Annotated in this window: 9 protein-coding genes; 4 read left to right on the forward strand and 5 right to left on the reverse strand. The window is 43.3% G+C overall.

The window, feature by feature from the left end; translation table 11 throughout:
- Positions 1 to 83: 83 nt before the first annotated feature.
- Complete coding sequence (gene iscR, locus ABJF92_RS09635) at positions 84 to 572, reverse strand: Fe-S cluster assembly transcriptional regulator IscR (RefSeq protein WP_446815576.1); 489 nt, start codon at positions 570 to 572, stop codon at positions 84 to 86.
- 228 nt (positions 573 to 800) lie between these two features.
- Between iscR and ABJF92_RS09640 the strand changes: the two genes are divergently transcribed.
- Complete coding sequence (locus ABJF92_RS09640) at positions 801 to 1322, forward strand: hypothetical protein (RefSeq protein WP_446815577.1); 522 nt, start codon at positions 801 to 803, stop codon at positions 1320 to 1322.
- A gap of 7 nt (positions 1323 to 1329) precedes the next feature.
- On the opposite strand, the gene ABJF92_RS09645 is transcribed toward ABJF92_RS09640, so the two are convergent.
- Positions 1330 to 3351 carry an oxidoreductase gene (locus tag ABJF92_RS09645; RefSeq protein WP_446815578.1) on the reverse strand — a complete coding sequence of 674 codons (2022 nt, stop codon included), beginning with the start codon at positions 3349 to 3351 and terminating at the stop codon, positions 1330 to 1332.
- 122 nt (positions 3352 to 3473) lie between these two features.
- On the opposite strand from ABJF92_RS09645, the gene ABJF92_RS09650 reads away from it, so the two are divergent.
- Positions 3474 to 4073 carry a TetR/AcrR family transcriptional regulator gene (locus ABJF92_RS09650; RefSeq protein WP_446815579.1) on the forward strand — a complete coding sequence of 200 codons (600 nt, stop codon included), beginning with the start codon at positions 3474 to 3476 and terminating at the stop codon, positions 4071 to 4073.
- A gap of 4 nt (positions 4074 to 4077) precedes the next feature.
- Here the strand turns inward: ABJF92_RS09650 and ABJF92_RS09655 are convergent, their stop codons facing one another.
- Positions 4078 to 4974: a DMT family transporter gene (locus tag ABJF92_RS09655; protein ID WP_446815580.1), complete on the reverse strand. Its 897-nt coding sequence runs from the start codon at positions 4972 to 4974 to the stop codon at positions 4078 to 4080.
- Positions 4975 to 5080: 106 nt separating this feature from the next.
- Between ABJF92_RS09655 and ABJF92_RS09660 the strand changes: the two genes are divergently transcribed.
- On the forward strand, positions 5081 to 6016 hold the full coding sequence (locus ABJF92_RS09660; RefSeq protein ID WP_446815581.1) for a LysR substrate-binding domain-containing protein: 936 nt from the start codon (positions 5081 to 5083) through the stop codon (positions 6014 to 6016).
- 29 nt (positions 6017 to 6045) lie between these two features.
- On the opposite strand, the gene ABJF92_RS09665 is transcribed toward ABJF92_RS09660, so the two are convergent.
- Together ABJF92_RS09665 and ABJF92_RS09670 are read right to left on the reverse strand one after the other, a co-directional pair.
- On the reverse strand, positions 6046 to 7908 hold the full coding sequence (locus ABJF92_RS09665) for an Lnb N-terminal periplasmic domain-containing protein (RefSeq protein WP_446815582.1): 1863 nt from the start codon (positions 7906 to 7908) through the stop codon (positions 6046 to 6048).
- Positions 7909 to 8023: 115 nt separating this feature from the next.
- Positions 8024 to 8509, reverse strand: a complete 486-nt coding sequence (locus ABJF92_RS09670; protein ID WP_446815583.1) for a DUF3015 domain-containing protein — start codon at positions 8507 to 8509, stop codon at positions 8024 to 8026.
- A gap of 297 nt (positions 8510 to 8806) precedes the next feature.
- Here ABJF92_RS09670 and ABJF92_RS09675 point away from each other — a divergent pair, with 297 nt between their 5' ends.
- The gene (locus ABJF92_RS09675) at positions 8807 to 9151 is read left to right on the forward strand and encodes a hypothetical protein (RefSeq protein WP_446815584.1); all 345 of its coding nucleotides are present in this window, start codon (positions 8807 to 8809) and stop codon (positions 9149 to 9151) included.
- The last annotated feature ends 334 nt before the right edge of the window (positions 9152 to 9485 follow it).

Consider the following 9485-nt stretch of genomic DNA (forward strand, 5'->3'; position numbering starts at 1 on the left):
TTTCGAAACCGCTGCACTGTTAATTCAATGCAACCATTTTCATTTACTTTTAACTTAGCCAACAAGGGTTCAACCAACCGGAACTAACCTACGATGGCGGCGGTAATCTTGTCAGAATCTAAATGCCCTGAACGGCTCTCTCTGTCTTGTCGCATTGCAACTTGACGCACATCTTCTCGACGCACCAATTGCTCCAAGCTAATTTGGCTCAAAAAATCGTGTATTTGATCACTCAAATCACACCACAAATGATGGGTTAAGCAGGTTGTGCCACTTTGACAGTCACTCCGCCCTTTACATCCGGTCGCATCTACCGACTCATTTACCGCATCAACAATTTGGGCGACAAAAATTTCGTCGTTAGCACGGCTAAGACGATAACCACCACCAGGACCTCGAACACTGCTAACTAAAGCTTGCTTACGCAACTTAGAAAACAATTGTTCTAGATACGATAAAGAGATTCCTTGTCGATTAGAAATATCAGACAACGACACAGGGCCGTGATCAGAATGTAATGCCAGGTCAAGCATTGCCGTTACAGCATATCGACCTTTTGTAGTCAGACGCATAAGCCATCCAATTAAGACTGGTTCTTTAACCTCAAATAGTACACAAAACCTAGTGTTTTGATCAAGTATTTACCCGACTATTTTAGTAGGTTATTTATCTTATCAGAAATTGGTGCACGTATTTTACGTGGTGTCGCACAAAAACTAAACCATACAAGAAGATTATTCCTTGCCCTTTGCGGTTAAATAAGGGAAATTTAAACGAGAAGATGAACAGGGAGAGAATCTATGGCGAACCCTCAAGCCGCCCCCGATACCACAGAGGCACCACCCAAAAAACGAAGCTGGGCGATACCCGTTGCTTTTACCCTTTGTCTTTTTCTAAGTATCTCGGCTTCTTCTGGTATTGCGTATTTGGTGCTTTTCCCTGAACCAATTCAAGCACCTCTGGTCAATCAAAACGATGAACAGCAGGATGTACTGATCTCTCAACTCGAACAGAACTTGGCCCAAATGCAACAGCAATTAAACACCCTTGAGCAACAAGGAGAGGTTTTGTCGACGTACCTAAGGCACAGCAGTGCCAATTCACTAAAACACATAATGATTGATCAAGAAGTGAATATTCAGGCTTACTTAAAGGTAATGAAATCAGCTATTGACGATTTGGCTAAAATTACACCAAGAACACGAAAGTGGAACGAGGAATATCAAATCCAACTAGACCTGGCTCTTAAAGGCAGCTTAGAAAGGGAAGATTTATTAAAGCTATTAAAAACAGGGGACCCAGCAAAAGCTAGCTCCCCTTAAGATTGACTTACAGCTGACAGGCTAACTCAGTACCCTGCTTGATCGCGCGCTTGGCATCCAATTCAGAGGCGACATCAGCTCCACCAATCAAATGAACACTTTGCTTAAGCTGCTCAGCTAGACTGCGATTCGGCTCCTGTCCCGCACAGATGACTACGTTATCAACAGGAAAGCACTGGGGTACACCCGCTACTAGTGCATGCAAACCTTCATCATCAATTCTCACATATTCACAGTCCGCCACAAAGGTCACCCCTTTTTTCTGCAGTTCAGTTCGATGAATCCAGCCCGTGGTTTTCCCAAGCTTAGCGCCTACCTTACTTTTCTTGCGCTGCATTAAGAAAATTTGACGCTCCGCTTTGGCAAAGTTCGCCTGTATGCCTTCCACCCCACCACGGCTTGCCAAGCTCATGTCTACCCCCCATTGAGACATAAAACTATCAATGCTTGGCTCGCCTTGGTGAGTGTTATGAATTAAGTATTCGCTTATATCAAAACCTATGCCTCCGGCACCAATCACCGCGACACTTTGCCCGACTGGAGCCCCATTCATGACATCTAGATAACTTAAAACTTTGCTATGTTCGATACCGTCAATCGCTGGGGTACGGGGTGCAATGCCTGTCGCTAGCACCACTTCATCAAACTGACCCTGCTCTATCATGGATGCATCAACAAAGGTATTTAACGTTAACGTCACACCGGTTAATTCGATCTGGCGCTGGAAATAACGCAGAGTCTCATAGAACTCACCTTTTCCAGGAATACGCTTGGCAATATTAAATTGTCCACCGACTTCGGCCGCGCCATCAAATAAGGTCACTTCATGGCCTCGCTTTGCCGCTGTCGTGGCAAACGCTAAGCCCGCTGGTCCCGCGCCGATAACAGCAATTTTCTTCTTCTGCTCCGCGGGTGTTATCAACAATTCCGTCTCGTGACACGCTCTAGGGTTTACCAAACAAGACGTCAGCTTGCCTGCAAACACATGATCCAAGCAGGCTTGATTACAAGCAATACAGGTATTGATTTCATCACTACGGTTTTGCAGGGCTTTTTGCACAAAATCAGGGTCAGCTAAGAAGGGGCGCGCCATGGAGACCATATCCGCATCACCTCTGGCTAATACCTGTTCGGCCGTTTCTGGCATATTTATGCGATTTGAGGTGATCAGCGGCACCTTTAAAGATTTGCGTAATTTAGCGGTGACCCAAGTAAAAGCGGCTCTTGGTACCTTGGTGGCGATGGTCGGAATACGTGCTTCATGCCAACCAATACCGGTGTTAATAATACTGGCTCCCGCTTTTTCAATCGCCTGACCAAGCTCAACAACTTCCTCTAAAGCGCTGCCCCCTTCGACAAGATCCAACATGGAAAGGCGATAGATAATAATGAATTCATCTCCCACGGCTTCACGAACTCTTCGAACGACCTCAACGGGCAATCGGATTCTATTAGCGTATTCACCACCCCATTCATCTTCTCTCTGGTTGGTGCGGGTAACAATAAACTGGTTTAGGAAATAGCCTTCAGAAGCCATAATCTCAACCCCGTCATACCCAGTCAACTGCGCTAATTTTGCCGCATTTACAAAATCAGCTATCTGAGCTTCGATCTCCGCCGCTTCTAGAGCTCTTGGCTTAATGGGATTTATCGGGGCTTGTATAGCAGAAGGAGCAATGGCTTTAGGATTGTAAGCGTATCGTCCCGTGTGCAGAATTTGCATACAAATTCTACCGCCTTCAGCGTGAACGGCGTCAGTAATGAGTCGATGGTTGTTGGCATCTTTTTCAGTCATCATGGTGGCCGCGCCCGCATGTACCGCCCCTTCACTGTTGGGGGCAATACCACCGGTTACAATCAGTGCCACACCGCCTTTAGCTCTCTCGGCATAAAAGGCCGCCATGCGCTCAAATCCGCCTTTCATTTCTTCTAGGCCAAGATGCATGGAGCCCATTAAAATACGATTTTTAAGCTGAATGAAGCCTAAGTCTAATGGTTCAAATAAGTGCGGAAAGTTGGAATGTGCCATGAGTTTGACTCTCTGTGATTATTATTTTTATAAGCATTGACGCTGCCCGCGAACAATGTTGACACCGTCAAGATAAGCATTAATTTTGACACTGTCAAGATTCGAGTGTTTAATCTTCCTTCATGAAGACATCAAAGAAACACTATCATCACGGCGACTTGAACCAGTCCCTATTAAATGCGGCAAGCTTAATTCTACGCAACGAGGGTGTAGAAGGTCTAAGCATGCGCAAGCTAGCCGACCAAGTTGGCGTATCTCGCACCGCCCCATATCATCACTTTAAAGATAAAAATGCCCTGCTCTGTAGCTTGGCCGAAGCAGGGTTTAAACAGCAACAAGCTGACCTGCAAGCTTTAGCAGATAACTCGGGGGCCACCCGAGAAGCCTTTACCCAATACGTTTATCGCTACTTGGCGTATGCTCAAAACCACAGTGAAATATACGATTTGATGTTTGGGAGAACGATTTGGAAAGCTGGTGAACCTACCGCCGAGCTACAAAATTCAGCGAAGAGTACCTTTAAAACCTGGGTTTACTGGATTGGTCTATGGCAGGAATCTGGTGTTCTCACACAAAACAATACGTCATTGCGAATTGGGCAAACTACTTGGGCGAGTTTGCATGGCTTGGCGAGATTGATGATAGATGGCGTATACCCTGACCAGACTGGTCAATCAGAAATGGTAGAGCAGATGATCCGTAATCTCTGCTCTCACCAATAGAAACTTAGACATTATTTAAAGGGCTGACGACAGACTCTTGTCTGCGTTTTCGGCCTTCACGACGACTCATATACAATAGTGGTAGGATAATCAGCAAGGAGCCAATGAACAGGCCTAAATCTGGTGTTTCACCAAAGACCCACCAACCGAACAATACCGCAAAAATAAGCCCGGAATATTCAGCGCTGGCCACCTTACTGGAATCTACATGTCGATAACCGATTAAGCAGGCAACACTGTAGATAATTGAGCAGATTGAAGACAATACAGCATACAGCAACACCTCTTCCTGTAATTCTACTGCTTCCCAAATGGCTAACCCCGCCGCAAGCGGCAGTGCGCACATTTGTGTAATGAACAAGCCATAAAACATGCCTTGCTGCTTCGGAATTTTCTTAATTAGCAGACTGTTTGCGGCCAGAACCATCGCAAAAAAGATGGCACTCACCATACCTAAGCTGATTTCTGTCGGACGTAAAATTAGCAACACACCAGCAAAGCCAAGAATCGCAGCTCCTATTGCCTCAAGCCCTAAACGCTCACGGTAAAACAGCCCTGCAAAAAGCACGATAAAGATCGGCGCAGTATAAAACACAGCATTAGCCGTGGCTAAAGGAAGTTCAGCCAAGGACACTACCAATAATATGGCCGCTAACACCCACAAATGCCCTCTTAGCACATGCACCTTTAGACCTGTTAACAATGGCACTTTTGGGTTTTTAATGTATATATAAGTGACTACAGGTAGTAGCAGTAAACACATAAACAATGCACGAAAAAAAGTGAACTGAAAGATCGCCACTTCAGCGCCAGCCATTTTTATGACGACATCGCACAAGGTGGCGAATAAGCTACCTAATACTAAAATGGAAATTGCGTTACCTACTGTACGTCCTGACATCTCAAACTCCTTACCATGTGGACAGAAAACGAGTGAAGGATAAAGGGTTTAAAACAACTAATAAAATGATATATTTTGAACAACTATTAGTTTTTTGGATAATAAAATGCTGCCGCCTTTAAAAGCTCTCCCTGTTTTTGAAACCGTTGCCAGACTGAACAGCTTCTCCCTTGCAGCTCAAGAACTTAACGTGAGCCAAAGTGCCATTTCTCATCAAATTCGATTACTAGAAAACCACCTAGGCGAAACGCTTTTTAACCGACAGGGACGGCATTTAGAGCTAACAAAAGAAGGCAGACATTATTTAGAGGTCATCAGCCAATCTTTACAACAAATCGCTCAAGCGACGGAGCAAATAAAAGGCAGACAAAAAACTCAAATTCGCTTGGCGGTTTACAGCTCTTTCGCCGTGCATTGGCTGATTCCTAAACTGCCTAATTTAAAGCGATTGCACCCAAGCCTAGAACTCAGCATCGAAATGAGTCATGGCTCGCCAGAGCTATCAGACCGTACGGCGGATTTCTTTATTACGGTAGAAAAGCAAAAAAGAGGCTTCGTTTATGAGCTTTTTTATGAAGAAGTGTTATTCCCAGTATGCAGCCACGCTTTTTTAGACACATTAAAAGGTCAGTTAAATGTTTCTTCGCAAAAAGAATTGGCTGATAAGCTATCAGCTCAACCGGGGCTCTTAGGACAATTCCCTCTTATCACTTCGTCCAGTACTCATGAAAAACATATTGAAGATTGGAATCACTGGTTTAAAAGCCGTAAAGCCACGTTACCAGAACAGACCCAATTCCATCGTTTCAGTCATTTAACATTAGCCTACGGCGCTGCCAAACACTCCTTAGGCATTGCTCTGGTTAATGACTATATGATGAACGATAACCTAGACGAAGGTAACCTAGCTAGATTACCTTGCCCAGGTTATGAAACCGGAGACTTATTTTATCTTGCCTACAAAGAAAGCCGTCGCAACGAAACGGCTATCCAGCATTTAAAGAAATGGCTGATAGATGAAGCCCGAGGCTTAAATATTTAGCTTCTTGCTACCCTGAGAGCCAAACCAATTTAAAAATAATGTAAGAGTGTCAGCTTGGTAACATCTTGGCTGAGCTCATCCTGTTTTTGGTGAGCAATATCAGTTCTAAGCTGCCAATCCTTATTGAGTAAGTAGGCCCATTCTAGCTCGGCGATTTGCAGGTCTGCTTGATGCTCATTTACATCAAATAAATATTGATAAGAGGCCATCAGACGATGTGTTTCTCCTGCATATAGCCACTGCAGTTGCGGACCTAGTTGCACTCTATAATCGTCTTGATAGGCTTTATTTAGCGACACTCGGCCATTAAATAAAGCAGAAAGCATATGATCACCTGATTGCTCTGTAACCCCTGCTCCACCCTTTATTCTAAATATCATTCTATCTTCTATCGTAAAGTCTCTAATCAAAGACGCATTTACTTGCCAAGACTTTGGTGTAACCAAAGCATTAGCTGGTGCTAAGGATCGAATATTTATAAGAGAAAGTTCCTCTAACCTCAGACTATCATCTTCAGAAACGCCGATACTGCCACTGAACATCGACAGCTCAGCGCCTTCTAAATAACCGCCTTTTGCATCCAATAAATCATGGTATGAGGGACGATATTCGAGCTGAGTGAATAGAGAATTTTCTCTATTACCAATAGTAAGCGCAACCCGTTGGGTTTTGTGACCTTCATCGTCACGAACAAGCGGGGGCGTTATAGGCTCAAAAACACTCTTCAATTTATACTTACTACGTAGGGATAGCAGCTTAATAGACAGGGAATTTAAATACGATAATGTGGACTTTTGTCGAGCGGATAAATAGCGGCTATATTGGTAAGCCACTTCGAGTACCTGAGCTTGCTCGAGCGATGAAAATTGCTCCAGCACAACAAGGTCAAGCACTTCATTCTCTACCAGCTTTTTAGCAGCTTTAAGCTGTTCATCAGATAATTCAGCCAGCATGTGATTCATGCGATTTACAACCGATGCCCTATAGCTAACCTCTTCAATGGCTCCGACTTCTTTTAACTCTCTAACAGTGTCTGCCGGAATCGCCCAAAAATTAAAATTCTTGGTAGTGTTTAACCGTTCACTGCTTGCATCCAGCATAGCGAGAAGCTGATATGAGCAATTCTCTGAAAAGAAATAATATTCCATGTAGACATTACGCATCTCCCAAACATGACGCACAAATTGATCGACCTCACTTTGGGACAAACTTAGCTTATATTCCCAAATGTCACGGCTTTCTAAAAAATTGTATTCTTTCACTTTCTCATAATACGGCGTAACTGAGATCACACCAGGGTAACCACCTGAAAGCCCCTTATAACTAAATACTAGCTGATTATCATCTGGGTCGGCATTGGCAGCATAATTAACAGCATAATCAAGCAGAGGAGCATCATTTCCCTTTTTCTTGATCCTCAATAAAGTATGCCCGTACATTGACGAAGGGCTATTAAGGTAGGCTGCAGGAAAAATTAGATAAACACTTTCACCATCGATCTGTTGGTTCCACTTATCAAATTCTGGGCAGTTCAACTCGACGAAGTCTAAGCCTAAATTTTGCCTCTTAAGCCAGTGGAATCGAGCAGGATACACACACTGAGGAGCTAAATTAGCATCTTCACTACTTAACGGCTCTTGAAAAGCCTCCAGTGTTGCTTGCAACTCTGCTAAAGGGCTAGTTTTGCCCTCAGGGGATAAAAAGAACAGATCATCATCAACTTGGCTCTCAATGGGAGAAACAATACCGATTTGATGGTAATGCAAAAGGTCTAACCAAGATGAAGTTTTTGCCAAATCCGCAAGTTTTGATTCGGGTAAGCTAGCAGCTTGTGCTGTTGAGAAAAAAACAAAGAAACCAAAAATCCATTTAACTACGTTACAACGACCCATAAAAAACTTCTTTAAAAATACTTAACAACAGATGGTTCAAGTATCGATCACCAGATAAAAAAAATGAGATATCGCACAAGGCAATATCTCATTTATACGATCAGAGACTAATTCATTAGCCTAGGTATTTCGTAAGGTCCTGATTATTAGTCATTACACCAATAATGCCTTCGTAAGCTGTAGCTGGCGTTGCTTCCGCTGAAGCGAAGATTTGATCAAAGTTTTGCTTCATTTCAGTGTTGAACAAAGCTTTATCTTCAGCAGAAACACCCATCAATGAAGCTAATGCATTTAGAGTTTCGCCTTCGCCATTTGCAACATCTACAGCAAGTGGTTCTAGATTCTCATTAATGAAAACAGCAACACTGCCTGCAAGAGGACCATTCGCACCCTCACAGCCTAGTGTACCAGACGTCATACCGAAAGTTTGGTTACCAGACGTACCATTAGTTGTGGCCGCCAAAACGTGCTCATACCAAGCATCAGCATCTTTAAAGATTACTTCTGAACCCAAACCACAACCCGCTGGACCATATCCGCCATCAGCGAAAGAAGCTGCAGACATACCTGCAAGAACGATTGATAATGCTAACTTTTTCATATAAATCCCTTATAAGAATTAAAATAACTTAGTTAATGAGTGAACTAAGACACGTAAAGTATAGCGATAGGCTTAAACATATGTCTATGAAGTTTCAGCTATAAAACGAAAAACATTTAACGATTTGTTAACTTTAAAATCTGAAGCTTAGTAAATGGGGCATTCATTGCTACAAAAAAAAACATATAAAAACGCACCTCTTGATCAATTTAGCTTCAACCGAAGATGAAAACATGGCAATCAAACCTAATAATATAATCCAAAGATTAACCCAAACATATTCAGTCACCGTGGCTAATGAAAAACTTACGTTATCTTCAAAAGGTTTTCCGCGTCAGCCTGAAGACTGACCCACGGTTGATCATCAGTATATGTGCAGCTTATCTTGTAGGTTCGGCTTTAGCCGAAGGCGGAATTGATGGCAATCAAGCGCAATCATGCAATCCAAAGATTAACTCAAACATCATCGTAAGCGTGGCTAATGAAAACTTACGTTATCGTCAACATGATTTCCGCGTCAGCCTGAAGGCTAATCTACGGTTGATCATCAGTATATGTGAAGCTAATCTTGTAGGTTCGGCTTTAGCCGAAGGCGGAGTTGATGGCAATCAAGCGCAATCATGCAATTCAAAGATTAACTAAAACATCATCGGTAAGCGTGGCTCCTGTGGAACCATTTCCGCATAAATGCGGACCTACGGTTTGTTATCAGCATTAATGGGATGTGTTGCTTTGAATTAGGGAGGGTTGTGGATTTGTATTTACGCTGACGCGTCGAGGCACGAGACAGGCGCAAGTAAATGGAAGGCCACAACCTGCGTTGTACCATGGCTCAGAGCGAAAACTCACTAGAAAAAGCACTCAAGAGGTTTTCCGCGTCCCGCTAAAGCGGTACCTACTTTTGGTATGACTGAAACGAAAAAACCCTGATAGCAACTAAGCTATCAGGGTTTCTCTTAATTTAAAGCTTGACGAC

The sequence above is a fragment of the Marinomonas sp. genome (assembly GCF_039940335.1).
In the GTDB taxonomy this organism is placed as follows: Bacteria; Pseudomonadota; Gammaproteobacteria; order Pseudomonadales; family Marinomonadaceae; genus Marinomonas.